Origin of the sequence: Novosphingobium sp. SG720 (assembly GCF_012275365.1) — a bacterium.
Classification (GTDB): Bacteria; Pseudomonadota; Alphaproteobacteria; order Sphingomonadales; family Sphingomonadaceae; genus Novosphingobium; species Novosphingobium rhizosphaerae.
Genome location: NZ_JAAZQN010000001.1, coordinates 861,693 through 888,480 on the forward strand (window position 1 = coordinate 861,693; position 26,788 = coordinate 888,480).

Genomic DNA, 26,788 nt, shown 5'->3' on the forward strand with positions numbered 1-26,788 from the left:
CCCATCGAATTGTGCGTGAACGCCTGCCCCATCGCGCGCATCCCCCCATGGCACCGCACGCTGTGCTGCGCGTCTGGCCGGCAACAGGAAGGCTAGGCGCAAATCCTGCGCCTGTCTGCCTGCTTGGGGATTGAATACGATTGCAGGGTAGGGCGCGCAGTTGGGCCCTTCGACACGCGCAGCCCGAACGGATTTCATCACCGAAGATCCGTTCGCCCTGGGCCTGTCGAAGGGCCCTTCCCGAAAACGCGGCGGCCCCGCTTACCTCAACCCGATCCGCAGCCCTGCCCACAGCGTGCGCGGCGTGCCGATGTCGATCGTGCCGCCCGAATTGCGCGTGACGATCGTGGTGTCGAACAGGTTCTCCCCGCGCAGCACCAGGCTGGCCCAGGGCGCCAGCGGCACTTGGGCAAAAGCATCCAGCGTTGTCGCCGCGCGCAGCGGCGCGGTCTGGAGATCGTCTTCATAGGCCAGGCCCACGTGGCGCAGCGTCACCGCGCCGGTCCAGCGCGGGGCAGGGTGCCAGGCCAGCGTGGCGCTGCCGGCAATGCGCGGTGTCTGGGCAGGCCGCATGCCGTCCAGCGCCGTGCCGGGCGCTTCCACCTTGGCGTCGGTCCAGGCCAGGCTGCCGTTGAAAGACAGCGTGCCGGCGGTCACTTCGCCGCCCAGTTCCAGCCCGCGCGCGTGCACGGCGGCCACGTTCTGGCGCTGGCGCACGGTGGTGGTGCCACTGGTGGACAGCGTGACATTGGCGATCGCGTCCTTCACCTTGTTGTCGAACGCCGTCAGCGTCAGCTTCACGCCCTTGGCCGGGGTCAGGTCGATCCCGCCTTCAAAGCCGATCAGCCGCTCGTTCTTGAGCGCCGGGTTGCGCTGGGTGGTAGTCAGCGAAACGCCGCCACTGCCATTGGGCGCGGCGAGCGTGAACGAGCGATAGAGTTCGTTGAGCGTGGGCAGGCGCAGCCCGGTATAGGCCGCCCCGCGCAGCGAGGCCCAGCTTGCCGCCTGCAAGACCGCGCCACCGCGCCAACTGCCCTGCCAGCCCGTGCGCGAGGCAACGGCAGGATCACCGACGGAGGTGACGGTCGTGGTCCCGGCCGCGTTCAATTCGCCATAGTGGCCCTGGGTGATCGCCCAGCGATCGGCGCGGCCGCCTGCGGTCAGCACCAGCGGGCCCAAAGTCCAGTCATCCTCGATAAAGAAGCCCACGTCGTCGCTTCGCCCGCCGGCATTGCGCCGCGCGGTGACCAGGCCGGTGACGGCGGAGATGGCGTTCTCCTTGGTTACGCCATCGGCCCGGCGCCAGTCTGCCCCCAGCTTGAGGACGTGGCCACCGCCCACCGGCGGGCGCAGTTCCAGCTTGCCGCCAAGGCCGGTGGACGGCGTGGCGTATTGGTCCAGCGTCTTCTTGAAACTCGTTGAACTCACCGTAACGGCGTGGAAATCGCGCGCCTGGACATAAGCCAGCGCATCGAACTGCCACGCGCCACGGCCCACCAGGCGCAAGCTGGCATCCTGCCCGCTGATGCCATTGTCCGCCCCGGCAAAGCGCAAGGTTCGGTTGTCTTCGAACGCGGCCACGCGGGCCTGCAATTCCACGCTGCCCGTCAGGGGCGCCACCGCGCGCACGCCGGTTGACCAGCTTTCATAGCGGGCCCGCACGCTGGCGGCCACGCGCTGGCTTTCAGGCGTCGTCCAAAAACCCTGGCCGCGGTCCCACCGTCCGGTCACCACGGCAAAGCCCTGGCCCAGCTTGGGCGCCAGCGCGCCCGAAACCGTGGTCTCGCCGCGATCGTCCACCAGGCCCTGCGCGTTGAGCAAGCCCAGATCGGCCTGTCCGGCGCTGGTCATGTCCACCGTGCCGGCCACCGCGCCCGCGCCGAATGCGCCCGATCCGCCACCGCGCTGCACGCGCACGCTGGCCAAGCGCTCGGGATCGATCGCGTTCATGGGGATATAGCCAAAGAACGGATCGGCCATCGGCACGCCATCGAGCAGCACCAGCGTGCGGCTGGTGGCATTGCCGCCCAGCGCGCGCAGGGTGATACCCTGGGCCGATGGATTGGACGCGCGGCTGTCGGAACGGCGAAATTGCTGCACGCCGGCGGCCGAAAGCAGGGCATCGTCGATTCGGCCCGATGCGGTGGCGTTCAACTGCGCCGCAGAAATCGTCTGCGTGTCATAGGCCGGGGTGGCGGGCGTCGCCGCCAGGCCCTGTCCGGTCACCACGATCGTGCGCCCCGCGCCACTGGCGTCGGCTGCGTCGGGGGCTGCGTCAGGCGCATCTGCTGCCATCGCCGGCGCAGCCAGAGCCAGGGCAAGTCCCAATGCCATGGCCGAGGTAGATGGGAATTTGGTATGCAATGCGCGCACTTGGCTCGTCCTCTCCTGACAGTCCCTGCCCATTGCGCCCCTTATGGTGAGGCCCCCTGGCGGCGTCATCCGCGATTGTTCTGGTTATCGTGCATGGCGCGTTTGCTGCGGCTTTGATGCCACATGCCCCCGTGCCCGCGGGGCGACGATGGCCGTTGCTTTGTCCCGGCGCCATTGCACGTTAGGCCAATGGCGCACGCCGCGGGCGGAGGCACAAGGCGCAAAAAAAAGGCCGCACCAGATGGGCGGCCCTTCGAAAGTTTGGGAGAGGATGCCTGAAAGGCCCGTCCCTTTTGTCTGCCGCAGCGCAAATGTGCAAGTGCGAAATGCAGAACTGATATTGCAAAAAATGCAATTGTTAAACGCTCAGCAAGAAACACCCTTTCCCTGCCGGAACACTTGCATTCCATTATAGATTTGAAATATATGAATAAAAGACGATAAGCGCATCTGCAACCAATCTGCGCTGATGCGGAAATTGCAAATCACCCCGTATGTTTGCCTAGGCGAAATAGCAGGTGCCCCAAGGGGCATAACCGCCCGCGATGGGCCTGTGGCGGCACTGCCCGGTTGCGGCTGCCTACGATGATTGCTATAAACCATAACATAATTGGGAGACTCACGATGCAGTTCGAACGGCTCAATCCCCTTGATGGCTCGGTGGCATCTTCGGCCCCGGCCATGCAGGCTGCCGATATCCCCGCCATTGCCGCCAAGGCCGGTGCCGCGTTTCCGGCCTGGGCTGCCCAAGGCCCCAATGCCCGGCGCGCCGTGCTGATGAAGGCGGCCGCCGCGCTCGAAGCGCGCGCAGATGCCTTTGTCGAGGCGATGATGGGCGAAATCGGCGCCACCAAGGGCTGGGCGCTGTTCAACCTGGGCCTGGCCGCCAGCATGGTGCGCGAGGCTGCCGCGCTCACCACCCAGATCGCCGGCGAAGTGATCCCGTCGGACAAGCCCGGTTGCCTGGCCATGGCCCTGCGTGAACCGGTCGGCGTGATCCTGGGTATCGCGCCGTGGAACGCGCCGATCATCTTGGGCGTGCGCGCCATTGCCGTGCCGCTGGCCTGCGGCAACGCGGTCATTCTCAAGGCATCGGAACAGTGCCCGCGCACCCATGCCCTGATTATCGAGGCTTTTGCCGAAGCCGGTTTCCCCGAAGGCGTGGTCCAGGTCGTCACCAATGCCCCGGCCGATGCCGGCGCGGTGGTGGGCGCGCTGATCGATGCGCCGCAGGTCAAGCGCATCAACTTCACCGGCTCCACCGCGGTTGGCAAGATCATCGCCACCCGCGCGGCTGGCCACTTGAAGCCCTGCCTGCTCGAACTGGGCGGCAAGGCGCCGCTGATCGTGCTGGAAGATGCTGACCTGGATGAAGCGGTCAAGGCCGCGGCCTTTGGCGCGTTCATGAACCAGGGCCAGATCTGCATGAGCACCGAGCGGATCATCGTGGTCGAAGCCGTGGCCGAAGAATTTGCCAAGCGCTTCAAGGCGAAGGTCGAAACGCTCGCCGTGGGTGACCCGCGCGAGGGCAAGACCCCGCTGGGCGCCGTGGTCGATGCCAAGACCGTGGCGCACTGCCAGGGCCTGGTGCAGGACGCGCTCGATCACGGCGCCACGCTGCTGGTGGGCGGTGAAACCACCCACAACGTGCTGATGCCCGCCCATGTGGTGGATGGCGTGACGCAGGCCATGAAGCTGTTCCGCGATGAAAGCTTCGGCCCGGTCGTCGGCGTGATCCACGCGCGGGATGAAGCCCATGCCATCGCACTGGCCAACGACAGCGAATATGGCCTCTCCGCCGCCGTGTTCACGCGCGACACCGCGCGTGGCCTGCGCGTGGCGCGCCAGATCACTTCGGGCATCTGCCACGTCAACGGCCCCACCGTGCACGATGAAGCACAGATGCCCTTCGGCGGTGTCGGCGCGTCTGGCTATGGCCGCTTTGGCGGCAAGGCCGGGATCGACAGCTTCACCGAACTGCGCTGGATCACCGTGGAAACCCAACCCGGCCATTTCCCGATCTGAATTTCCGAAACAAGAACACCGAAAGGACAATATCATGGCAGAAGAACAGGCCGTGCGCGCGGAAGAGGATACCGTTGCCGTCACGATCGAGAACCGCATCGCCTGGGTGCGTTTCAACCGCCCGGAAAAGCGCAACTGCATGAGCCCCAAGCTCAACCGCCAGATGCTCAAGGTCATCGAGGAACTGGAATTCCGCGAAGACGTGGGCGTGCTGGTTCTGTCGGGCGAGGGCGATGCCTGGTCGGCCGGCATGGATCTCAAGGAATACTTCCGCGAAACCGAAGCGCAGGGCCTGTGGGCCGTGCGCAAGGCGCAGCGCGAAGCCTATCGCTGGTGGAACCGCCTGCGCTGGTATGAAAAGCCCACCATCGCCATGGTCAATGGCTGGTGCTTTGGCGGCGGCTATGGCCCGCTCTACGCGTGCGACATCGCCGTGGCTTCGGATGATGCGCAGTTCGGCCTTTCCGAAATCAACTGGGGCATCCTGCCCGGCGGCGGCGCGTCCAAGGTGGCGGCCGATCTCATGCCGCTGCGCAAGGCGATGTACCACGCGATGATGGGCGAAAACCTCACCGGCCAGCAGGCCGCCGCGCAGGGTCTGGTCACCGAATCCGTGCCGCATGACCAGCTCAAGGCGCGCGTCCAGGCCGTTGCCGAAGCGCTGCTCAAGAAGGACGGCCATGCCCTGCGCGCCACCAAGTGGGCCGTGCGCCGCATGATCGACATGACCTATGAAAACGCGGAAGACTATCTGATCCGCGCCCAGGAAGCGCTGCACAGCTTTGGCGGCGTGGCCGCGCGCAAGGAAGCGACGCGACAGTTCCTCGATGAAAAGAGCTTCAAGCCCGGCCTGGGCACGTTCGACACGTCGAAGATCAAGGACTGATCGCGCGTTCCTTTGCGACGTAATGCCAGACCCCGGTGCCTTCGCGGCGCCGGGGTTTTGCACATCTGGCATCGCAAAAAGAGGTTGTGCGCGAAACCAATCGGGACCAGTTTCCGGCGCGAAAAGGAGTGCCCCCCCATGACACCGCCGATGAAACTGACGTTGCCCCTGGTTTCCCTCGCTGCCCTGGTCGCCACGCCCGCCCTGGCTGCCCCTTCCGGCCATGCCGAGGCGGAAGCCCAGACGCTCGACTTGTCCAAGCAGACCATCGCCATGCGCTCGGTGCAGGGGCCGGGCAACGAAACGCCCAAGGTTGCCGCGCTCTATCGCGACACGCTGGTCAAGGCCGGCTGGGCACCGTCTGACATTGAGATCGTGCCGGTAGACGATACCGCCTACCTGCTCGCCACCTGGAAAGGCAGCGACCCCAGCCTCAAGCCGCTGGTGCTGTCGGGCCATATGGACGTGGTGGAAGCCAAGCGCGCCGATTGGGAACGCGATCCTTTCGTGCCGGTGGTGGAAAACGGCTACCTGTTCGGGCGCGGCGCGCTCGACATGAAGTTCAACGCCGCGCTCGCCGTCTCCACCCTGATCGAAATGCGGCACAAGGGGTTCAAGCCCAAGCGCACGATCATCATCGCTTTCTCGGGCGATGAAGAAACCACGATGAAGACCAGCCGCCTGATCGCCGAACGGCTGAAAGGGCAGGCGGGGCTGGTCATCAACGTCGATGGCGGCGGCGGCATGCTGGCCGAAGACACCGCCAAGCCGCTCGCCTGGACCTGGGACGGCGCGGAAAAGAACTATGCCGATTTCCAGCTGGAAGTGACCAATCCCGGCGGCCACAGCTCGGCCCCGCGCAAGGACAACGCCATCGTTCAGCTCAGCCAGGCGCTGGTGGCGATCGGCGCCTATTACTTCACCCCCGAACAAAGCCCGCTGACCAAGGCGTTCTTCGAAAGCGCGGCCAAGATCACGCCCAACCCGCAAGTCGCCGGCGCCATGCGCGCCTTCGCCGCCGATCCCACCGATGCCGCTGCCATTGCCACGCTGCGCAGCTTGCCCGAATTCATCGGCCGCATCGAAACCACGTGCGTGCCCACCATGGTCAATGGCGGTCACGCGCTCAACGCCCTGCCGCAACGCGCCACGGCCAATATCAACTGCCGCATCTTCCCCGGCCACAAGCGCGAAGATATCATGGCCGAGCTGGCCAAGGTGGCGAACATGCCGGTGGTGAAGTTCACCGACGTGACCGAAGGCTCCACCCCGTCGCCCGCCAGCCCGATGCGCCCCGATTTCGTCAACGCGGCGAACAAGGCCATTCACCTGGCCTATCCCGGCATTGCCGTGATCCCGGCCCAGGCCTCCGGAGCGTCGGACTCGATGTGGTACCGCGTCAACGGCGTGGATGCCTATGGCGCCAGCCCCGTGCTGATCAAGGACAGCGAAGAATTCGCCCATGGCCTCAACGAGCGCGTACCCCTATCGAACATTGCGCCGGGCGTGGTCTATTTCACCAGCCTCTTCACCGACCTGTCCAAATGAAGAATGAGCCCCCTCCTCTTCAGAGGAGGGGGTTTGGGGGTGGTGGAGGCAAGGCGCTACTATAGCCTTCCTCCACGAAGTCGCTGAGGAAGATTTGCATGAGCCCAATGTTGCGCGAACAAGACCCCCAATGGAAAGAATACCGCGCAAGCCGGCAGGCAATCTACGCACGATTGATGAAGCGCTACGGTCCGCATCCACATTGGTTCGCCCAGCGCCACATTTCACAAATTCGGGCGATGCGCCGTGTGTTGCTCAACGGCGGGCAACCTACCTATCGCGCATTTAGTTCCCATCGCGTCCTGCAAGTTTGGAAAGACAAACGCAGGATGGCTATTGAAGTAAGGCAGCGCGCATTGAGCCGCAATCTCCCTCACCACGAGCAAACCCGGCGAATTGCCAGATTGACCAAGCAACTTAGCGTGCTTTGGTGAAAACTTGGAATCGTCACAATAAGCGGGACCCCGGATCAAGTCCGGGGTGACGGAGAAGTAATTACACCACGGATATTTAACGTCACCCCGGACTTGATCCGGGGTCCCGCTTGCGGCCGTGCATCACACCATCGTGACGGGCCATTCCCAGTCGTGCCAACCAAAAAATCCCACACGAAGACACGAAGCCACAAAGAGAACGACCTTCTTTGTGCCTTCGTGTCTTCGTGTGAAACCATCCCGAAACCGGGTTGATCGATCGGCGACAAAGCGATCGGGCGTTGGCTGACTTTACTCGCCTACCGTATCCCCACAAACCGTCCCCAGAAACCGCCGCGCAATCGCGCCGGCTTCCTCGCCGGAAAAGCACTGCGGCGAAAGGCACAGTTCCAGCCACAGCCCATCGACCAGCGCCGTCACCGCAATCGCGGCGTGGCGCAAGTCGGCCTCGGCCACGCCGGCTTCGCGCAGCAAGTGCTCCAGCCGGGCGCGATAGCCGGCGTATTGGTCGTCGTGCTGGCGGGCGATCTGCGGCTGGCTGGTGACGAGGCTCCAGAACGCGATCCACGTGGCCAGCAGAGCGGGCTGGGCAATCGGCGCGGTGAAGCTTGCCGTGACGAAGGCTTCCAGCCGGGCGCGGGGCTGGGGCGGGGCGGCCGCCACGGCAGCGTCCAGCGCGCGGGTCACCATGGCGTCGACGTGGGTATAGGTTTCGGCGATCAGCGCATCGATCCCGGTGAAGTAATGCCCCACCAGGCCCGGCGAAACGCCGGCTTCCTGCGCAATCGCGCGCACGCTCGCGCCATTGGCCCCGGCGCGCGCCAGCACCCGCATCGTCGCCTCGATCAGGCTCTGCCGCCGCGCATCGGGTTCGGCGCGTCGGCGCGTGGCCCCGCGCGGCGCGGCTTCACGAACCTGCGGAGGACGGGGCGAGCGCCCTGTCCGGGCATCGGCACCTTGCATCTTGCACTTCCCGATAGTTGTTGTACGATCGTCCAATAAGGCGATGTGCGGGGAGTCACCCATGGCCGATCTTGCTCTTGATGAACACCGCCATTTGGTGATGGCGCAATGTGCTGGTCAAGCGGGCACGCCCGATCCGGATGCGGATTGGAGCCTGCCCGGCTGGATCTATCGCGATCCCGAATTCGCGGCGTTGGAAATGGAGCGGATCATCCGCCCTTCGTGGCAGATCGTGTGCCATGAAAGCGATCTCGATCAGCCCGGCGCCTGGCGCAGCCTGTCCTACTGCGGCGAAAACGTCATCGTCGTGCGCGGCGAGGATGGGCAAGTGCGCGCCTTCCACAACCTGTGCCGCCACCGCGCCATGCGCCTGGTGGAAGGCGCGGCGGGCTGCGCGCGCAAGCTGGTCTGCCCCTATCACGCCTGGACCTATGAGGCCGATGGCCGGCTCACCGGCGTGCCGATGAAGCGCGATTACCCTGCGCTCGATCTGGCGCAGAACGGCCTGTTCCCGGTGGACCTCGAAGTGTGGCACGGCTTCGTCTTCGTCCGGCTGGAGGATCGCGGCTTTCCTTCCGTGGCCGAAATGATGGCGCCCTATGAAGCCGAAGTGGCGCCCTATCGCCTGGCCCAGATGCGCCGCATGGGCGATGTGCGCGAGCGCCCCCGCGGGGTGAACTGGAAGAACGTCGGCGACAATTATTCCGACAACTTGCACATTCCCGTGGCGCACGACGGGCTAAGCCGGATTTTCGGCAAGTCCTACGAGATTTCCGCGCAGCCCTGGGTGGATCGCATGAAAGGCGATTTGGTCGATGCGCCCAGCCCGCATTTCTGGGAGCGGTTCTATCAAACGCACCTGCCGCGCGTTCCGCACTTGCCCGATGCGGCGCAGCGGCGCTGGCTCTATTACAAGCTCTGGCCGAACATGGCGTTCGACATCTATGCCGACCAGGTCGATTTCATGCAGTGGCTGCCCACATCGCCCACCACCTGCACCTTGCGCGAAATGGTGTTCAGCCTGCCCGACAGCATGACGCCTCCGGGGCAGGAGCGCACCATGAAGCTGGTCCGCTATGCCAATTGGCGGATCAACCGCGTGGTCAACAGCGAAGACACCTGGCTGATCGAACGCGTGCAGCAAGGCATGCACTCGCACCGCTATGGCGCCGGCCCCATCGGTCGCAGCGAAGTGTGCCTGCGCAGCTTTGCCCGCAAGATCCGCACCTTGATCCCTGAGGCCAGGCTGCATCACCAGCCGGCCGAGGGCTGGAGCAAACGTTAGCACCAACGTCACCCCGGACTTGATCCAGGGTCCCGCTTGAACCCATGCACGGCGCTGGCAAACAAGCGGGACCCCGGATCAAGTCCGGGGTGACGAAGCAGAGACGCATTCCCTTTTACGATCCCACGAAGGAAACCACACGATGAGCAACCGCTACGACGCGCTGATTATCGGCGGCGGCCACAACGGCCTGGTCTGCGCGTTCTATCTGGCCAAGGCCGGCATGAAAGTGCGCGTGCTGGAACGGCGCGACATCGTGGGCGGCGCCTGCGTGACCGAGGAATTCCACCCCGGCTTCCGCAATTCCACCGCCAGCTACACCGTCAGCCTGCTGCGGCCCAAAGTGATCGCCGACATGAAGCTGGCCGATCATGGCTATCGTGTGCTCGAACGCCAGATCAGCAACTTCTTCCCCTTTTCTGACACCTATTTGAAACTCGGCGGCGGGGCGGAACGCACCCAAGCCGAATTCGCGCGCTTCTCGCAAAAGGATGCTGCCGCCTATCCGCGCTATGACGCCGCGCTGGAAAAGTTGGCGCAAGTGCTGCGCGATCTGGCCCGGCAATGCCCGCCCAACATCGGCGGCGGGCTCCATGCCCTGGCCGCGGCGGCCAAGCAGGGCTGGCCGCTCGCCAAGATGGACCTGGCGGCGCAACGCGACCTGCTCAATATCTTCACCCGCTCCGCGCGCGAATTCCTCGACGCCTGGTTCGAAGACGATCACGTCAAGTCCGCCTTCGGCTTCGACGCGGTGGTGGGCAACTTTGCCGGCGTCTCCACGCCTGGCTCTGCCTATGTCCTGCTGCACCATGTGTTCGGCGAAGTGAACGGCAAGCTCGGCGCCTGGGGCCACGCGGTGGGCGGCATGGGCGCGATCACCCAGGCCATGGCCAAGGCCTGCGAACTGGCCGGCGTTGAAATCAGCCTGGACAGCCCGGTGGCCAAGGTTCTGGTCAACAACGGTAAGGCGGCCGGCGTCAAACTGGCGGGCGGCGAGGAACTCTACGCCCCGATCATCGCTGCCAATGTCGGTCCCGCGCTGCTCTATCGGCAACTGGTGGACCGCAGCGACCTGGCGCCCGATTTCGCCCAGGCCATCGATGGCTACAAGACCGGCTCGGGCACGTTCCGCATGAATGTGGCGCTGTCGGAACTGCCCGATTTCACTGTGCTGCCGGGCAAGGCCCAGGCCGAACACCACACCGCCGGCATCATCATCGCGCCGGGCATGGACTATATGGACCAGGCCTATGACGACGCGCGCGTCCACGGCTGGTCGAAAAAGCCCATCGTCGAAATCAAGATCCCCAGCACCGTGGACAAGACCCTGGCCCCCGAAGGCGCCCACGTGGCCAGCCTGTTCTGCCAGCAGTTCAGCCCGGAGCTGCCCGACGGCCGCAGCTGGGACGACGTGCGCGAAGAAGTGGCCGACCACGTGATCGACACGATCACCGAGCATGCGCCCAACTTCAAGAACGCGGTGATCGCCCGCCAGATCCATTCGCCGCTCGATCTGGAGCGCAAGTTCGGCCTGATCGGCGGCGATATCTTCCACGGCCGCATGAGCCTCGAACAGCTTTGGGCCGCGCGCCCGGTGCTCGGCCACGGCGACTATCGCGCGCCGATCAAGGGTCTCTACATGTGCGGTTCGGGCACCCACCCCGGTGGCGGCGTCACTGGCGCCCCCGGCCACAACGCGGCGGCCGAAATCATCCGCGACCGCTCGCTGCTGTGGAAAATGCTGCACCGCTAAGGGCGCAACAAAAAAGCCCCCTCCTCTTCAGAGGAGGGGTTTGGGGGTGGTGCAAGCCCTTGCGCAGCGCCTCAAAAAAGCCAAACCCCGGATCAAGTCCGGGGTGACGAAGTGGTTGCGGTGCGGTGCTTTCCCCACCGCACCGCCAGATAGACAGGCAGCCCCAGCGCCACCAGCACCAGCCCATAGGCAATCGCTTCCAGCCCCAGGCCCCACAGCGCCCAGGCGTTGAACGCGCCCGCCAGCATGGCCACCACCACCACCGCCCATTCATCACGCAGCAGGCGCATTGCCGCTGCCATCGTCGCCACATAGGTCAGCATGCCGGCGGCCAGGCTGATCGAGGCGATGAAGGTGAACAGGTTGCCCATGTCACGTCCGAAATTGAGCAGCGTGATCACGGTGAGCAGCCCCGAGGACACGAGGTGCGCGTTGATCGGCGTGCCGGCGCGGGTTTCCTTGCCGAACCATGCGGGAAACAGCCCGTCGCGCGCCATGGCCCAGGGCACTTCGCCTTGCACCAGGATAAAGCCGTTGAGCGTGCCGAACGCGCTGATCGCGGCAAACACCGCGACGATCCCCGAAACGTCCCCACCCAGCCGCGATCCCAGGAACTGTGCCACCGGGGAAGGGGAGGCGCCCGCCGCTGCTTCTGGCATATAGGCCCGAAAGGCCAGCGCGATGCCCAGGTAGATCGCGCCGGCCAGGGCCACGCCCCACAACGTGGCGCGCGGCACCACGCGCGCGGCGTTTTCCACTTTGTCCGAAGGCACGGTGGCCGATTCCAGTCCGAGAAATCCCCAGAACGTCAGGCCGGCCGCGGTCGCCACCAGGCTGGGCGACAGGGGCAGGGCGGGCTGCACCACGCGCGGCGCGCCCGATAGCCACAGCCACAGCGCCAGCCCGATCAGCAGCGCCAGCGGTAGCAACTTGAGCACGGTGGTGATCACCTGCACATCGCCCGCGCTGCGCACGCCGCGAATGTTGATTGCCGTCAGCAGCCACACCGCGCCCACCGCAAGGGCCGCCGGCGCGCCCGGCGTGTTGCCCAGCGGTGGATAAAGCAGGCTGAGGTTGGAAACCACCGCCACCGCCACCGCGCCATTGCCTGACCACAGCATCGTCCAATAGGCCCAGGCCGCGGCAAATCCCGCGCCCGGCCCGAACCCTTGCATGACATAGGCAAACGGGCCGCCCTGCGCCGGCATGCGCGCGGCCAGCCGGGCAAACACGAAAGCCATGCACAGCGAGCCGGCGATGGTCACGCCCCAGCCGGCCAACTGGTTGATGCCCAGCGGCGCCAGCGTGGCCGGCAGCAGGTAGATGCCCGATCCGATCAGGTTGCCCACCACCAGGGCGAGCGTCATCCAGAAACCCAGGCCCCGTCTTTTGGCATCACTCACGCGGCGCATCCCCTGGTTCACCTGGCATCGCACAAGACTAACGCTTGATCGCGCGGCGTCACCATGTTTGTTGTGGCGCGATGACCACCGTGACCCTGCCCTCGCGCCCCGCCTACGATCCCCGCCTCGTCGCTGCCGCCGCCGCGATGAACGCCAACGATCTGCCGCGCGCCGAACCCTTGCTGCGCGCGCTGCTCAAGGACGATCCGTTCGATGCCCGCGCGATCCGCCTGTTTGCCGAACTGGCCGGGCGCATCGGCCGCTATGGTGACGCGGAAAACCTGTTGCGCCGCGCCATCGAGCTGGACCCGGCTTTCACCCCGGCGCGCGCCAACCTGGCGCTGGTGCTCTATCGCACCAACCGCGCGGCAGAGGCGCTGGAACAGTTGCAGCAAGTCACCCTGGAAGACCCCGAAAACCTCGGCCACGCCAATCTGGCTGCTGCCGCCAATGGCCGCATCGGATCTTTCGATGCGGCGCTCGCGCTTTATGAAAAGGTGCTGGCCCAGGCGCCCGACCAGCCGCGTGTTTGGATGAGCTATGGCCACATGCTGAAAACCGTGGGCCGCCAGGCCGACGGCATTGCCGCCTATCGCCGCGCCAGCGCGCTGATGCCGGGGCTGGGCGAGGCGTGGTGGAGCCTCGCCAATCTCAAGACCGTGCGCTTTGCCGATGAAGATATCGCCGCGATGGAGCAGGCGCTGGCCGATCCCGCGCTTGGCGCCGAAGACCGCTGGCATCTCGATTTCGCGCTGGGCAAGGCGTTCGAGGATCGCAAGCAGGCCCAGGCCGCGTTCGATCACTACGCCGCCGGCAATGCCCTGCGCCGTCGCCGCATTCCCTACAAGGCCGATGAAACCACCGCCACCGTCGATGCGATCATCGCCACGGCCACGCCGGCGCTGTTTGCTGCACGCGCCGGCGCAGGGTGCGCCGCGCCCGATCCGATCTTCATCCTCGGCATGCCGCGCGCCGGCTCCACCCTGGTCGAACAGATCCTGGCCAGCCACAGCCAGGTGGAAGGCACCAGTGAACTGCCCGACATCGCCCAACTGGCCCGCAAGGTGCCCGATTACCCCGCCGGCCTGGCGGGCCTCTCGCCCGAAGAATTGCGCAGCATGGGCGAAAGCTATCTGCACACCACGCGCATCCAGCGCCACACCGCACGCCCGCTGTTCATCGACAAAATGCCCAACAACTGGGTGCATGTACCGCTGATCCGCCTGATCCTGCCCAACGCGCGGATCATCGATGCGCGGCGCCATCCGCTGGGCTGCTGCTTTTCCAACTTCAAGCAGCATTTCGCGCGGGGGCAGGGCTTTACCTACGATCTGGCGGACATGGGGCGCTATTATGCCGACTATGTCCGGCTCATGGCCCATGTCGATGCGGTGCAACCGGGCGCGGTCCATCGCGTGATCTATGAACGCATGGTCGATGATACCGAAAACGAAGTGCGGGCGCTGCTCGATGCCTGCGGCCTGCCGTTCGAGGCGGCATGCCTGGCGTTCTACCAGACCGAGCGCGCCGTGCGCACCGCCAGTTCCGAACAAGTGCGCCAACCGATTTTCCGCGAAGGCACGCAAGGCTGGAAAGCCTTCGAACCCTGGCTCGATCCGCTCAAGGCCGCGCTCGGCCCGGTGCTCGATGCCTATCCCGATGCGCCGCAAGGTTTTGTCTGACATCGGCAATGCGTTGCAAAACTGCCACGCTCATCTGTGATCGATTGGTGAAGATTGTAACCGCTTGACGCAATATCGCACGGCGGCGCACACCCTTGCGCACAAGAATTGCAACAGGGTGGGTTCAAGCATGCGTATTGCCACGGCGGGTCTCTCGCGGTTTCTCCTGATGACGAGCACCGCGCTCCTGGCGCCGGCCAGCATCGCGATGGCGCAGGATGCTGCGCCTCAGGCTGAACCGCAGGCGGCCGATGGCGGCAACGTGATCATCGTCACTGCGCAAAAGCGTTCGGAAAACCTCCAGAACGTGCCGATCTCGATCCAGGCCCTGGGCACGCAAAAGCTCGACCAGCTTAACGTGTCGAACTTCAACGGCTATACGCAGCAATTGCCCACGGTCGTGGCGCAAAGCTCGGGCACGCCGGGCACCAACATCATCTACATGCGCGGTGTCGCCTCGGGCGGCGATGGCAACCACTCGGGGTCGCTGCCCTCGGTGGGCGTCTATCTCGACGAACAGCCGGTCACCACGATCGGTGGCAACCTTGACGTGCATGTCTATGATATTGCCCGCATCGAAAGCCTGGCTGGGCCGCAGGGCACGCTCTATGGCGCCTCGTCCGAAGCCGGCACGATCCGCATCATCACCAACAAGCCCGATACCTCGGGCTACTACGGCCGCATGGATGTGGAAGTGAACAAGGTGCACAAGGGCGGCACCGGCGGCAAGGTGGAAGGGATGGTCAACATCCCGCTGTCGCAAAAGGCCGCGCTGCGCATCGTCGGCTTCTATGAAAAGGATGCCGGCTATATCGACAATGTCGCGGGCACGCGCAGCTTCGAGCCCAAGCCCGGTGGCATCACCATCAACAACAGCAAGTACGTCAAGAAGAACTACAACGACACCGAGATCGCCGGCGGCCGCGCCCTGCTCAAGGTGGACCTTGACGACAACTGGACCGTCACGCCCGGCGTGATGTACCAGGATACGCGCAGCCACGGGTCCTACGGCTATGACACCAGCCTGGGCGATCTTCAGGTGCAGCATTTCCTGCCCGAATATCGCCGCGACATCTTTGCCCAGGCTTCGCTCACCATCGAAGGCAAGATCGGTAGCTGGGATCTCACTTATGCCGGCGCCTACCTCGATCGCAAGACGTTCTCGTCGAGCGATTATACCGACTATGCCGAAGCCTATGACTCGCTCTATTCGGGCGTTGGCGGCCTCGCCGGCTATTTCTATTACAAGGACAATGCCGGCAACCAGGTCACCCCGATCCAGCAGGTGATCGGGCAGGATCACTTCAAGAAGATGAGCCACGAACTGCGCATCGCTTCGCCCACCAGCGAGCCGCTGCGTTTCGTCGGTGGCCTGTTCTACCAGCGTCAGTCCAACCTGATCCACCAGGATTACCAGGTCGCGGGCCTGGCCGATCTGCTGTCGGTCAACGGCAAGCCCGGCACGCTGTGGCTGACCCAGCAGCACCGCGTGGACAAGGACTACGCCGCGTTCGGGGAATTGAGCTACGACATCCTGCCCAACCTCACCGCCACGGCCGGCGGCCGCTATTTCAAGTATGACAACTCGCTGATCGGTTTCTTCGGCTTCGGTCGCAACCCGGCCTATTATCAGGGCGCTGACGGCAATCCGCCGCCCAATGCGGCCGGTTCCTCGCGCACCGGGGTCGCCGGTTGCTACACCACCGATGGGCTCACCTTGCGCAATGCACAGCTGGCGGGCGAAACCAACATCACGCTGCTGCCGGCGGCCGTGGGTGGTAGCCCGTGCACCAACCTGGGCGATTACGTGAACGGGGGCGTGGTGCCCAAGCGCGCCAAGGGCGATGGCGGTACCTATCGCTTCAACCTGACGTGGAAGCCCGATCGTGACGTGACGGCCTATGCCACCGTCTCGCGCGGGTTCCGCCCCGGCGGCATCAACCGCCGTGCGGATGTGGCGGCCTACAAGCCGGATTATCTCACCAATTTCGAACTGGGCCTCAAGACCACACTGTTCGATGGCCTGCTGCGCTTCAACATGGCGGTCTACCAGCAGAACTGGAAGAACTTCCAGTTCTCGTACCTGGGCGCCAACAGCTTCACCGAAATCCACAATGGCCCCGATGCGCGCATTCGCGGCGTGGAATTCGATGCCAATGTGGTCAAGGGTGGGTTCTCGTTCAATTTCGGCGGCGCCTATACCGACGCGGTGATGCGCAAGAACCTCTGCGCGGTGGACGATCTGACCTACAAGTGCACCGGCGATGGCAATTTCGTCGCCGCCAAGGCCGGCACCCGCCTGCCGATCACGCCCAAGTGGAAGCTGGCGAGCACGCTGCGCTACAGCGTGCCCGTGGGCGCGGCCAAGGTCTATGGCCAGGCCAACGCCACTTATCAAAGCTCGGCCGCGTCCGACTTGCGCACCGCAGCCGTGCAGACTGGGACAGGGAACATCATCAATCCAGCCGAACTGCTCGGCCGCATCGAAGCCTTTACCCAGGTCAACTTTGCCATCGGCAGCGAGTGGGACAAGTATTCGCTGGAGCTGTTCGCCACCAACGCCTTTGACGAACGCGGCCAGCTCTCGCGCTACGTCGCCTGCGGCAGCTGCTACAACCGCGTCTATATCGTGCCCAACCAGCCCCGCACGATCGGCATCCGCGCCGGCGCCAAGTTCTGAACCGCTGACAAAAAACCCCCTCCTCTTCAGAGGAGGGGGTTTGGGGGTGGTGGAAGCCACGCGCGGCGCTCGAACTTAAGCTGGACCCCGGATCAAGTCCGGGGCGACGAAGCTGATTTGAACAAATCTTTGGTTATCAAGGCTTGTCCAGCACATACCCCAGCGCGCGCACCGTGCGCAGCGGATAACCGGCCCCGGCGTCGCGCAGCGCGCGGCGCAGGCGGCTGACCCAGGCGTCAACGGTGCGCTCGTCGATCGGCTGGCCCTGTTTGCCCAGTGCCGCGATCAGTTGCTGGCGGGAAAAGACCTGGCCCGGCTGCTCCATCAGGTAGCGCAGCAGGCGCAGTTCGTTGGGCATCAGCGCGATGGCCTTGTCCTTCCACCGCGCCTGAAGCGCCGTCAGGTCCAGGCTCAATTCGCCCAGCCGCAGCGTGCGGGCCACGGTTTCGCGTTCGGGCAATTGCACCGAAAGCACGCGATCGAGCACGGTGCCACGGTCGATCGGCCCGACGATGTAATCATCCGCCCCGGCGCGCATGGCGCGGCGCTTGGCCTCGGGATCGTCTTCTTCCAGCACCATGGTAACATGGGCCGCTTCGGTCTGCATGTCGCAGCGCAGGCGCCGGCACAGTTCCAGGCCCGAAAGTTCGGGCAGGAGCCAATCGACGAAGGCCCAGGGCCGCCCGTCGAGCAGGGGCAGGGGGCCCGCGCCACGCCAGGGGTGAAACACCACTTTCAGGTCGCCATGGGCAAACGGGTCGTGGCCGCCTTCCAGCGGGTTGGTCAGCAGAATGTCGATCTGGCGCATGGGCCTGCCTGTTGGGGGAAACAACAGGCGCCTTGTGTCTGCGCTTTATGACGGCCTTGTGACGATACTTGGCGAATTGTCACATTGCGGGGAAAATTCGCTTCTCGTCTGGCAAGGGGGTGGGGGAGAGAGGCCCGCCCACCCCCTTGCCAAGCTCGTCAAAGGGCCAAGGGGTCAAACCGGAAGCCCCACATAGTTTTCGGCAATGCTGGTCTGCGCGGCGCGGCTGGTGGCGATGTAATCCAGTTCGGCCACCTGCATCGCCCGCTCGAATGGGCCATCGTCGGGGAAGCGGTGCATCAGCTTGGTCAGGGTCCAGCTGAAGCGTTCCGATTTCCACACCCGCGCCAGCGCCTTGGCGGCATAGCCGGCAATCGCGTCGGCATCGTTTGCCTTGAAAAAGCCGGTCAGCGCCTGCGCGGCATAGTGCACGTCGCTGGCTGCCAGGTTCAGCCCCTTGGCGCCGGTGGGCGGCACGATATGGGCCGCATCGCCGCACAGCAGCAGGCTGCCGTGGCGCATCGGCTCGAACACGTAGGACCGCAGCGGTGCGATCGACTTTTCGATCGAGGGTCCGCGCGTGATGTTCGCGGCTGCATCGGGGCCGAGGCGGATGGCCAGTTCGTCCCAGATGCGCTCGTCGCTCCAGTCCTCGATCTTTTCGGTCAGCGGCACGTCCACGTAATAGCGGCTGCGGGTGTGGCTGCGCATCGAGGCGAGGGCAAAGCCGCGCTCGTGGTTGGCATAGATCAGTTCGTGGTTGCACGGCGGCACGTCGGCCAGGATGCCCAGCCAGCCGAACGGATAGACGCGCTCGTATTCGCGCGCCACGCTGGCGGGAATGGCCTTGCGCGACGGGCCGTGAAAGCCGTCGCAGCCCACGATGAAGCGCGCGTCCAGCCGCTCTGCGCGGCCTTCATGGGTAAACGTCAGGTAGGGCGCATCGCTTTCGATGTCGTGCAGCGCCACGTCGCCTGCGCCATAAAGCACCGGCAGCCCGCGTTCGGGTGCGGCATCCATCAGGTCGCGCGTCACTTCGGTCTGGCCATAGACGGTCACGGTCTGGCCGGTGAGGCCGGCCACGTCGATGCGGATCAGGCGCTCGCCATCGGCCAGGTTGAACCCTTCTTCCACCAGGCCTTCGGCCTTGAGGCGGGCATCCAGGCCCAGCCGCTCCATCAGGTTGACGGTGATCGATTCCAGCACGCCAGCGCGGATGCGGCCCAGCACATAGTCACCGGTCTGGCGTTCCACCACCACGCACTCGATCCCTTCGGCGCGCAGCAGGTGGCCCAGCAGCAGGCCGGCGGGGCCAGCGCCCACGATGGCAACTTGGGTTTTCATCGCTTTTCTCTCCCTCGGGCGGCCCGTCCGTCATGGCCGCCGCTCACGCCCTTTCTTGACATTGGCCGGCCCGTGCGGGAAGGCATCAGCCTGACATAAGATGGCACTTTCAGGACAAGTCGATGGCGCAAGGCAGCATCCCCAGCTATGCCCTCTATGGCGAGGAACAGGCCGGAATTGCCAGCGGATTTGCCCATATCGAGACGATCGCAGCGCGTTCCTCCTTGCACGATTGGGAAATCCGGCCGCACCGCCACGCCGATTTCGTGCAATTGCTGCTGGTGCACACCGGACAAGTGCGCATCACCTTCGACGGTGCAGAACAGGCGCTTGACGGGCCCGTGGCGGTGATCGCCCCGGCCGGCGTGGTCCACGGCTTTCGCTTTGCCGCCGATGTGGTGGGCCATGTCGTCACCTTGGGTGCCGATTTCCTGGCCCGCGCCCCGGCGGCGGCCGATCCGCTGCATCGCGCGCTCACCCAGGGGCAGGCCGCCCCGCTCGCGGCCGAGCCGGCCCGCCGCGCCGCCTGGCTCGCGGCCGAAATGCTGGCGCTGCAGGCCGATCGCACCACGGCCGATCCGCTACTGCTGGCGCTTGCCGAAACCCTGGCCCGCTGCGTCGCCCAGGCCGCGCCCGCCGCCGGCCCGGCGCCCGACACCCGGCTCGATCGCTTCCGACAGTTGGTCGAAGTCCATTTCCGCAGCCACCGCAATCTGGCGTTCTACGCCTCGGCCCTGGGCACCACCCCGCGCACGCTCTCACGCCTCACCGCCGCGCGCCTCGGCTGCTCGCCCATGGACGTCGTCCACCGCCGCCTGGCGCGCGAGGCGCATCGCCTGCTGCGCTACACCAACGCCACCGCCGCCCAGGTTTCCGCCGAACTCGGCTTCGAAGACCCTTCGTACTTCTCCCGCTTCTACTTGCGCCTCACCGGCCGCCGCCCGGCACAAGATCGCGCCGGGGCGGCGTAATGGCGCTTGCACGCGGCCGCCCAGCCGCTATGAAATCTTCACAAGTGTGAAATTGCGCAAGGGAGAGGCCCTGTGGCCCATATCAAGACCAGCCATGTCGGCAGCCTGCCGCGGGGCGAGGAACTCACGCCGCTGTTGCTCGCGCGTGATGCGGGCAAGCCTTATGACGCGGACGAATTCGATGCCAAGGTGGGCGCCGCCGTCAAGGCCGCCGTGCAGGCGCAAGTGGACGCGGGCGTGTCCATCGTCAGCGATGGCGAGCTGGGCAAGGTCGGCTATTCCACCTACATGATCGAGCGCCTCTCGGGCTTTGGCGGGCATATCGACCGCAAGCCGGCGGCGGACCTGGCCGAAGTGCCGAACCTCGCCAAGAAGCTTTCCGCGATCATGGGCAGCCAGGAGTTCGTGCGCGCCTCGTGCATCGGGCCGGTCAAGCTGGTCACGCTCGAACCGCTGCATGACGATATCCGCCGCTTCCGCGCCGCGCTCGACGAGCATGCGGCGTCCGAAACGCAGGCCTTCATGAACGCCGCCTCGCCGGGGCTGATCACCGCGTTCCAGGTCAACCGTCACTATCCCAGCCACGAAGCCTATCTGGCGGACCTCGCCGATGCCATGCGCGAGGAATACGAGACGATCGTGAACGCCGGGTTCTTCCTGCAACTCGATTGCCCCGATCTCGCGATGTCGCGCCACACCGGCTACCAGGACCTGAGCGAGGCGGAATTCCTGAAAGTGGCCGCCGCCAACGTAGAGGCGCTCAACGCCGCCACGGCCAACATCCCGCCCGAAAAGATGCGCATGCACGTGTGCTGGGGCAATTACGAAGGCCCGCACGATCACGACATTCCGCTCGAACGCGTGATCGACATCGTCATCGGCGCGCGGCCTTCCACCGTGCTGTTCGAGGCGGCCAATCCCCGGCACGAGCATGAATGGAAAGTCTGGGCCGATGCGAAGCTGCCCGATACCAAGATCCTCGCGCCCGGCCTGATCGACACCTGCTCCAACTATATCGAGCATCCCGAACTGATCGCGCAGCGGGTGGAACGCTTTGCCGGCATCGTGGGCGCAGACCGCGTGGTGGCCAGCACCGATTGCGGGTTCGGCACCTTTGCCGGCTATGGCAAGATCGATCCCATCGTCACCTGGCGCAAGCTCAAGGCCCTGCGCGAAGGCGCCGACATCGCCGGAGCGCGCCTGTGATTAACGAAGACGAACGCCGCGCGATCGAGGCGGACTGCGCGCGCCTGATCGCGCTCTATGCCAACTTGAACGATGCAGCGCGCTGGGAAGACGTCGCCGCCCTCTATGCCGCCGATGGCCTGATGACCCGCCCCACCGCGCCCGATGCGCCGATCGTGGGGCGCGAGGCGATCCTCGCCGCGTTCCAGTCGCGCCCGCCGCGCACCACGCGCCATGTGTGCAGCAACGTGGTGATCGACGTGGAAAGCGCCGACGCCGCCCGCGGCACCAGCGCGATGCTGCTGTTCAACGGAGGCCCGGCGCCGCTGGTCGGCTCGTTCCACGATCGCTTCGTGCGCACGGCGCAAGGCTGGCGCTTTGCCGAACGGCGCGGCACTCTCCTCTTCCAAACCTGACCAGACAAATAGCCCCCTCCTCTTCAGAGGAGGGGGTTGGGGGGGGGTGGAACCCTAACACCACCGCCCGCAATAAGGACAAGACACCCATGGCCTCCGCTCCCTCTGCTCCCGCTTCGGCCAAGACCGGCCCGGTCAAGTCGGCGCTGCGCACGCTCGACGTGATCGAATTCGTCGTGGCCCATGCCGGCGGCGTGGTGGCGCAGGATGTGGCGCAGGCGCTGGGCATTCCGGTGTCGAGCCTGTCCTACCTGCTCGCCACCCTGGTGGAGCGGCAATACCTGGCGCGGGACGGGCGGCGCTATCTGCCCGGGCCGGGGCTGGAGCGCCTGCGGGTGGCCCCGGCGGCCTTGCCCCTGGCCGACCGCGTGGCTCCGCTGGTCCGCGCGCTCAAGGCCGAACTTAACGAAACCGCCAGCTTCATGGTCCGCGTGGGGTGGGACGTGGAAGCCGTGGTGACCGAAGCCAGCGACCAGACCCTGCGCTACGCCATCGAACCCGGCGCCCGCCGCCCGCTGCACTGCCTCGCCGCCGGCAAAGTGATCCTCGCCTATCTCTCGGAAGCAGACCTGCACCGCTACTTCGCGGAAAGCACCCGCACGGCCATGACCGAACACACCCGCGTGCGCGACGAAGACCTGCGCGCCGACCTTACCCGCATCCGCGCCGAAGGCATCGCCACCGCCTGCCACGAAGCCACCCTGGGCATCTGCGGCACCGCCGTGCCGGTGCGCGTGGGCGGGCAGATGGTCGGCGTGCTGAGCGTGGCCGTGCCGGAAGTGCGCTTTGATGCTGCGCTGGCTGCGCGGGTGCGCAGTGCGCTCAAGCGGGCGGCTGGGGCGGTGGGGTGAGGGTAGGGGCGGGGGGCGCCAACAAGGTTGCCTTCCTCACTTCCCCTAGTGGCAGGTGAAAGTCGACGGTCTTTCACCTGTTACGACTAATCTGAACGCTTCAGCGCCGTTGGCGCGACGCAAATACACCTCGCGCCAACGGGACGAGTGTTAGGACTTTTTCTGTCCCTTGGTTTGGTCTTGGCTCAAGGCAGATGCTGCAACGCTTTTGATCTGGGCGATTGTCGGTCGAGCTATTTTTCCTGACAGAATGCCAGACGCAATTGTCGATACCTTGCTGGACGTTTGCCGTGTTGGCGCCTTTGACATAATTTTTTCCTAGTCGAATATTATTGAAGCCTGTTATTGGGTCGGAACATGACCGAGTGACAGCCATGCGCCGATCCTCGCTTTCTTTGTCAGGCTGCGATTTGGGTCGTGCGCCAAGGAATACGATCTAACGCAACATTGCTCATGAACCGAACGATGTCAGTGCGTCCGTAATAGCGATGTCGGTTTGCGCCGAGGAGAACGGTGACGCAGCCAAACTGCCTCGACCAATATGCGACGGCACTGTCGCGCTCGAATTGATCGTCAATGACGCTGTCCTTGACCACCACCACGCAGAATGTGATGCCCTGCTCGCGAATGCGAGCAAACTGAACGCTACTCATAGTTTCATAGCCTTATATCAAGGCCCGGAAAACTGTTGACGGACTGGGCACGAGTGCTTAGAAAAGGCGCACGTGATCACGAACGTAAACAGTCTTCCGGACAGTTTGCACATAACATCGAGCCAGCAGGGATAGCCGTCCTTGCTGGCTCATTTGTGTTTTACTCCATTTTAACGCTACTTTGCAAGCATTCTTTGCCTCAGCGCGGGCGCGACAGCGTGGATAACTCGTCCAGTGTGTCCGGGTAGCCAAAATCTCTTAAACCCCTCTCAGAGGCTTCTTAAGGGCTTCTCAAGGGTGTTTAAACGCTCTCTCTCCGTTGCAGCTTTTCTAAGGTTGCTGCTGTTGCCTAAATTTTAGGCATTTTTAAGCAGTGTTCTCGATATGATCAAATTGGCACGAGGCCATACCGCTCCGTCCCCGCCGAATCGCCTAGCCATTTCGTCGGGAATTCCGGAGGCAGGGGATTCGGGGAGAGTGTGCCCAATTCCTGTCTTAATGCAGCTAACTATAGGCCAGGCTTCCCTATCTGCCTGGCTGCATTTCTGCCGTCTCACCACAATTCCCCGCCCACTCAAAACTTCCGCGTAACCCCAAACCCCACCTCCACATCCGGCGTATCGCGGTTCAACCCCGCCACCGCCTGCACATCCAGTTGCAGCATCTTCGCCGGCTGCACATCGAACGAGAGCGCCGCGCGGCTCATCGTTGCATGCCTCGACGGGTCCTGGTCGCGCAGGAATTGCAGTTCCGGGGTCAGGCGGGTGGCTTTCGACAGGTGCACCTGCACGCCCATTGCGGCACCATAGGCGAGGTGGCGGCCTTGGCCGCTTTCGTTCACGGCGGCGTCCACTTCGGGGGAGAGTTCCAGCGAGACGGTGTCGTCGATCTTGTAGCTCGTCGGCACGATCAGCCCGGCGCCCCAGTCGCCCGCGCCCACTTCGCTATGGCCGGTCGGCAAGGTGACGAAGGGCAGCACGGCCACGGCGAGGCCGGTTTTGCCTTCGGCGGGGTGGCGCAGGTTCTGCTTTACGCCCAGGGTCACGTCGCCCACGCCCTGTGCGGTGTCGATCGTGCCCGATGGCACATCGCGGGTGCGCACGTGGCCATAGGCGGTCCAGCCGAGCCGCACTTCGGTGGTGGGGGTCACGCCCATGCGCACCAGCACGTCGCCGCTTTCGATCGTGTCGGTGCGCTGGTCCGCTTCCTTGTCCAGCGTCCAGTCGCCCAGCCCGATTTCAACCTGGACGCGACCGGGATCGACGGTGCAGGCGGGGGTGTCGAGGCCCGGCCGGTCGCTGCACAAGTCGCGCGGGGCAGGGTGGTGGGTGCTGTCCTGGGCCACTTCGTCGGGCGTGCCGGTGTCCTGTGCCGCCGCCGGCGTGGCAGCCAGCGCCAGCGCCGCGATGATCATTGCTCTCATGGCTTTGCCCCTTGGTGATACGGGGGGCAACGTGCGCCTATCGGGCCGGTTCCCCCGGCGCGGACGCGCGGCTCAGCGTGGCGTCAGCACCGGCGCGCGCCGCGCATGGCTCTCTTGTTCAAAGGCATAGCCATAGGCGAGCACGCGCGCATCGTCCCACGCGGTGCCGATGATCGAAAGGCCCACGGGCAGGCCGGAAACCTCGCCCATCGGCACGGTGAGGTGCGGATAGCCGGCCACCGCCGGCAGGCCACCCGCGCCGCCACCCACGAAATTGTCTTTCAGCACCGGGTCGATCAGCCAGGCCGGCCCGAGCGTGGGGGCAACCAGCGCGGTCACCTTGTTGTCGGCCAGCATGCGGTCGATCCCCTCGGGCCCCGCCATGCGCCGCGCCTCTGCGGCGGCGGTGACATAGGCGGGGTCGGCCAGGCCCTTGGTCTTGTCGGCGTCTTCGAAGAAGTCCTGCCCGAACAGCGCCATTTCCTGCGCTGCATGGGCCTGGTTGAACGCGATCAGGTCTGCCAGCGTGCGGCTGGGCACTTTGGCCGGATCGGTGGAAGCGAGATAGGTGGCGAGGTCCGCCTTGAGTTCGGTGGACAGCACCAGTTGCTCGCGCTCCCCCACGCCGGCCGTGGCGGGCGGGGGTGCCTTGATCTCCACCAGCGTGGCGCCGGCAGCGCGCAGGGTGGCCAGCGCCCGTTCGAACACGGCATCGGTTTCGGGGTGGAAGCCGGCGGCAAAGCGCATCACGCCGATGCGCGCGCCTTTCAGGGCATTGGCGGAAAGCGCGGCGGTGAAATCGTGGCCCAGCGCATCGGCGCGGGCCGTGGCCGGGTCGGCCGGATCGCCGCCGGCCATGGCGCCCAGCAGCAGCGCGGCATCGCGCACGCTGCGCGCCATCGGGCCGGGCGTATCCTGGCTATGGCTGATCGGCACGACATGGGTGCGCGAGACGAGGCCGACGGTGGGCTTGAACCCGACCAGCCCGTTGACCGCCGAAGGGCAGGTGATCGACCCATCGGTTTCGGTGCCCACGGCCGCTGCGGCGAAACTGGCGGCGGCGGCCGCGCCCGAACCGGCGCTCGATCCGCAGGTGCTGCGGCGCGGATCATAGGGATTGCGCGCCTGGCCGCCCGTGGCGCTCCACCCGCTGATCGAATGGTTCGATCGGATATTGGCCCATTCGGAAAGGTTGGTCTTGCCCAGGATGATCGCGCCCGCCGCGCGCAGACGCGCCACCAGCGGGGCATCGCGGCCGGTCACGTTGTTTGCCAGCGCCAGGCTGCCGGCGGTGGTCGCCACGGGATCGGCGCTTTCGATATTGTCCTTGATCAGGATCGGAATGCCATCGAGCGGCAGATGCGTGGCCCTGGCCTTGCGCGCCACGTCGGCCGCGCGGGCCTGCTCCAGCGCGCGCGGATTGAGCGCGATCACCGCGTGCAGCGTGGGGTCGATCCTCGCGATGCGCGCTTCATAGGCGGCCACCAGCTCTGCCGAAGTGACGCGCCCGGCATCAAGATCGGCGCGCGGTGCATCGACCGACTTTTCCGCCACGTCATACGCATGGGCCGGGGTGGCGGCGAGCAGGGCGGTTGTAAGCAGCAAAGGCAGGCGCATGGCGGGCGGGGTTCCCTTCGGCGTCGTTTATGGCCTTGCACCACCCCCCGACCCCCTCCTCTGAAGAGGAGGGGGAGTATTGGATTAGCCCCCTCTTCTTTAGAGGAGGGGGTTGGGAGTGGTGCGAGGCCTCACGCCAAGCACTCTGGCACACCCCACCCGCTGCCGCCACTGGCACTATCCGCCCATCTCGCGCATTGTGCCATCATGGCCGACACGATCCAGTCCCTCACCGCGCGGATGGAAGCCGCCGTTGCTGCGCTCGATTTCGAGGAAGCAGGGCGCCTGCGCGACAGGATCACGCTGATGCGGGGCGGGGCGAGTGCGGAACAGGCGGCAAAATCGGATACGGCGGGGCTGACCCGCCAGGTGCCCGGCGCCATGGGCCTGGGCACCAGCCAGCAAGCCATGACGCCGCCACCCGGCTGGCGCCCGCCCCCCAAGCCCGATCTGATGACCCGGGGGACGAAGCGCAAGCGGTGAGGGCG

General features: G+C 65.4%; 21 protein-coding genes. 13 read left to right on the forward strand and 8 right to left on the reverse strand.

The window, feature by feature from the left end:
* Positions 1-261 precede the first annotated feature (261 nt).
* Positions 262-2,334, reverse strand: a complete 2,073-nt coding sequence (locus tag FHW94_RS03900) for a TonB-dependent receptor (RefSeq protein ID WP_168554431.1) — start codon at positions 2,332-2,334, stop codon at positions 262-264.
* 663 nt (positions 2,335-2,997) lie between these two features.
* Here FHW94_RS03900 and FHW94_RS03905 point away from each other — a divergent pair.
* From FHW94_RS03905 to FHW94_RS03920, 4 genes are all read left to right on the forward strand, one after another.
* Entirely contained in the window at positions 2,998-4,398 is a 1,401-nt protein-coding gene (locus FHW94_RS03905; RefSeq protein ID WP_168554432.1) for an aldehyde dehydrogenase, read from the forward strand.
* A 34-nt stretch (positions 4,399-4,432) separates the two neighbouring features.
* On the forward strand, positions 4,433-5,284 hold the full coding sequence (locus FHW94_RS03910; RefSeq protein WP_168554433.1) for a p-hydroxycinnamoyl CoA hydratase/lyase: 852 nt from the start codon (positions 4,433-4,435) through the stop codon (positions 5,282-5,284).
* A gap of 138 nt (positions 5,285-5,422) precedes the next feature.
* Complete coding sequence (locus tag FHW94_RS03915) at positions 5,423-6,832, forward strand: M20/M25/M40 family metallo-hydrolase (RefSeq protein WP_246865870.1); 1,410 nt, start codon at positions 5,423-5,425, stop codon at positions 6,830-6,832.
* A 98-nt stretch (positions 6,833-6,930) separates the two neighbouring features.
* Complete coding sequence (locus tag FHW94_RS03920; protein WP_168554434.1) at positions 6,931-7,266, forward strand: hypothetical protein; 336 nt, start codon at positions 6,931-6,933, stop codon at positions 7,264-7,266.
* 291 nt (positions 7,267-7,557) lie between these two features.
* Here the strand turns inward: FHW94_RS03920 and betI are convergent, their stop codons facing one another.
* Positions 7,558-8,229 (reverse strand): transcriptional regulator BetI, encoded by a 672-nt coding sequence (gene betI, locus FHW94_RS03925; RefSeq protein ID WP_168554435.1) that lies wholly within the window; start codon positions 8,227-8,229, stop codon positions 7,558-7,560.
* Positions 8,230-8,329: 100 nt separating this feature from the next.
* On the opposite strand from betI, the gene FHW94_RS03930 reads away from it, so the two are divergent.
* On the forward strand, positions 8,330-9,514 hold the full coding sequence (locus FHW94_RS03930; protein ID WP_168555454.1) for an aromatic ring-hydroxylating dioxygenase subunit alpha: 1,185 nt from the start codon (positions 8,330-8,332) through the stop codon (positions 9,512-9,514).
* 142 nt (positions 9,515-9,656) lie between these two features.
* Positions 9,657-11,267, forward strand: a complete 1,611-nt coding sequence (locus FHW94_RS03935; RefSeq protein ID WP_168554436.1) for an NAD(P)/FAD-dependent oxidoreductase — start codon at positions 9,657-9,659, stop codon at positions 11,265-11,267.
* 92 nt (positions 11,268-11,359) lie between these two features.
* Here FHW94_RS03935 and FHW94_RS03940 read toward each other — a convergent pair whose 3' ends face one another.
* A complete protein-coding gene (locus tag FHW94_RS03940; protein WP_168554437.1) occupies positions 11,360-12,679 on the reverse strand; it encodes an amino acid permease in 1,320 nt (439 codons plus the stop codon).
* 71 nt (positions 12,680-12,750) lie between these two features.
* Here FHW94_RS03940 and FHW94_RS03945 point away from each other — a divergent pair, with 71 nt between their 5' ends.
* A complete protein-coding gene (locus FHW94_RS03945; RefSeq protein WP_168554438.1) occupies positions 12,751-14,352 on the forward strand; it encodes a sulfotransferase in 1,602 nt (533 codons plus the stop codon).
* A gap of 130 nt (positions 14,353-14,482) precedes the next feature.
* Positions 14,483-17,032: a TonB-dependent receptor gene (locus FHW94_RS03950; RefSeq protein ID WP_168554439.1), complete on the forward strand. Its 2,550-nt coding sequence runs from the start codon at positions 14,483-14,485 to the stop codon at positions 17,030-17,032.
* Between the two features lie 136 nt (positions 17,033-17,168).
* Here the strand turns inward: FHW94_RS03950 and FHW94_RS03955 are convergent, their stop codons facing one another.
* Positions 17,169-17,840, reverse strand: coding sequence for a response regulator transcription factor (locus FHW94_RS03955; protein WP_168554440.1), 672 nt, complete (start codon positions 17,838-17,840; stop codon positions 17,169-17,171).
* Between the two features lie 174 nt (positions 17,841-18,014).
* Positions 18,015-19,184, reverse strand: a complete 1,170-nt coding sequence (gene pobA, locus FHW94_RS03960) for a 4-hydroxybenzoate 3-monooxygenase (protein WP_168554441.1) — start codon at positions 19,182-19,184, stop codon at positions 18,015-18,017.
* Positions 19,185-19,306: 122 nt separating this feature from the next.
* Here pobA and FHW94_RS03965 point away from each other — a divergent pair, with 122 nt between their 5' ends.
* From FHW94_RS03965 to FHW94_RS03980, 4 genes are all read left to right on the forward strand, one after another.
* Positions 19,307-20,155, forward strand: a complete 849-nt coding sequence (locus FHW94_RS03965) for a helix-turn-helix domain-containing protein (protein WP_168554442.1) — start codon at positions 19,307-19,309, stop codon at positions 20,153-20,155.
* Positions 20,156-20,227: 72 nt separating this feature from the next.
* On the forward strand, positions 20,228-21,361 hold the full coding sequence (locus FHW94_RS03970; protein WP_168554443.1) for a cobalamin-independent methionine synthase II family protein: 1,134 nt from the start codon (positions 20,228-20,230) through the stop codon (positions 21,359-21,361).
* The gene (locus tag FHW94_RS03975) at positions 21,358-21,756 is read left to right on the forward strand and encodes a nuclear transport factor 2 family protein (RefSeq protein ID WP_349237433.1); all 399 of its coding nucleotides are present in this window, start codon (positions 21,358-21,360) and stop codon (positions 21,754-21,756) included. The genes FHW94_RS03970 and FHW94_RS03975 overlap by 4 nt, the downstream gene beginning before the upstream one ends.
* 89 nt (positions 21,757-21,845) lie before the next feature.
* Entirely contained in the window at positions 21,846-22,607 is a 762-nt protein-coding gene (locus FHW94_RS03980; RefSeq protein WP_168554444.1) for an IclR family transcriptional regulator, read from the forward strand.
* 398 nt (positions 22,608-23,005) lie between these two features.
* On the opposite strand, the gene FHW94_RS03985 is transcribed toward FHW94_RS03980, so the two are convergent.
* From FHW94_RS03985 to FHW94_RS03995, 3 genes are all read right to left on the reverse strand, one after another.
* Positions 23,006-23,260 carry a hypothetical protein gene (locus FHW94_RS03985; RefSeq protein ID WP_168554445.1) on the reverse strand — a complete coding sequence of 85 codons (255 nt, stop codon included), beginning with the start codon at positions 23,258-23,260 and terminating at the stop codon, positions 23,006-23,008.
* Positions 23,261-23,834: 574 nt separating this feature from the next.
* Positions 23,835-24,683, reverse strand: a complete 849-nt coding sequence (locus FHW94_RS03990; RefSeq protein WP_168554446.1) for a transporter — start codon at positions 24,681-24,683, stop codon at positions 23,835-23,837.
* Between the two features lie 72 nt (positions 24,684-24,755).
* Entirely contained in the window at positions 24,756-26,300 is a 1,545-nt protein-coding gene (locus FHW94_RS03995; protein ID WP_168554447.1) for an amidase, read from the reverse strand.
* A gap of 207 nt (positions 26,301-26,507) precedes the next feature.
* Here FHW94_RS03995 and FHW94_RS04000 point away from each other — a divergent pair, with 207 nt between their 5' ends.
* Positions 26,508-26,783, forward strand: a complete 276-nt coding sequence (locus FHW94_RS04000) for a UvrB/UvrC motif-containing protein (protein ID WP_168554448.1) — start codon at positions 26,508-26,510, stop codon at positions 26,781-26,783.
* Positions 26,784-26,788: the final 5 nt, after the last annotated feature.

Coding starts and splice junctions, on each gene's coding strand:
- FHW94_RS03900 (WP_168554431.1), bottom strand. CDS start 2,334: ATGGCATTGGGACTTGCCCTGGCTCTGGCTGCGCCGGCGATGGCAGCA.
- FHW94_RS03905 (WP_168554432.1), top strand. CDS start 2,998: ATGCAGTTCGAACGGCTCAATCCCCTTGATGGCTCGGTGGCATCTTCG.
- FHW94_RS03910 (WP_168554433.1), top strand. CDS start 4,433: ATGGCAGAAGAACAGGCCGTGCGCGCGGAAGAGGATACCGTTGCCGTC.
- FHW94_RS03915 (WP_246865870.1), top strand. CDS start 5,423: ATGACACCGCCGATGAAACTGACGTTGCCCCTGGTTTCCCTCGCTGCC.
- FHW94_RS03920 (WP_168554434.1), top strand. CDS start 6,931: ATGAGCCCAATGTTGCGCGAACAAGACCCCCAATGGAAAGAATACCGC.
- betI (WP_168554435.1), bottom strand. CDS start 8,229: ATGCAAGGTGCCGATGCCCGGACAGGGCGCTCGCCCCGTCCTCCGCAG.
- FHW94_RS03930 (WP_168555454.1), top strand. CDS start 8,330: ATGGCGCAATGTGCTGGTCAAGCGGGCACGCCCGATCCGGATGCGGAT.
- FHW94_RS03935 (WP_168554436.1), top strand. CDS start 9,657: ATGAGCAACCGCTACGACGCGCTGATTATCGGCGGCGGCCACAACGGC.
- FHW94_RS03940 (WP_168554437.1), bottom strand. CDS start 12,679: ATGCGCCGCGTGAGTGATGCCAAAAGACGGGGCCTGGGTTTCTGGATG.
- FHW94_RS03945 (WP_168554438.1), top strand. CDS start 12,751: ATGACCACCGTGACCCTGCCCTCGCGCCCCGCCTACGATCCCCGCCTC.
- FHW94_RS03950 (WP_168554439.1), top strand. CDS start 14,483: ATGCGTATTGCCACGGCGGGTCTCTCGCGGTTTCTCCTGATGACGAGC.
- FHW94_RS03955 (WP_168554440.1), bottom strand. CDS start 17,840: ATGCGCCAGATCGACATTCTGCTGACCAACCCGCTGGAAGGCGGCCAC.
- pobA (WP_168554441.1), bottom strand. CDS start 19,184: ATGAAAACCCAAGTTGCCATCGTGGGCGCTGGCCCCGCCGGCCTGCTG.
- FHW94_RS03965 (WP_168554442.1), top strand. CDS start 19,307: ATGGCGCAAGGCAGCATCCCCAGCTATGCCCTCTATGGCGAGGAACAG.
- FHW94_RS03980 (WP_168554444.1), top strand. CDS start 21,846: ATGGCCTCCGCTCCCTCTGCTCCCGCTTCGGCCAAGACCGGCCCGGTC.
- FHW94_RS03985 (WP_168554445.1), bottom strand. CDS start 23,260: ATGAGTAGCGTTCAGTTTGCTCGCATTCGCGAGCAGGGCATCACATTC.
- FHW94_RS03990 (WP_168554446.1), bottom strand. CDS start 24,683: ATGAGAGCAATGATCATCGCGGCGCTGGCGCTGGCTGCCACGCCGGCG.
- FHW94_RS03995 (WP_168554447.1), bottom strand. CDS start 26,300: ATGCGCCTGCCTTTGCTGCTTACAACCGCCCTGCTCGCCGCCACCCCG.
- FHW94_RS04000 (WP_168554448.1), top strand. CDS start 26,508: ATGGCCGACACGATCCAGTCCCTCACCGCGCGGATGGAAGCCGCCGTT.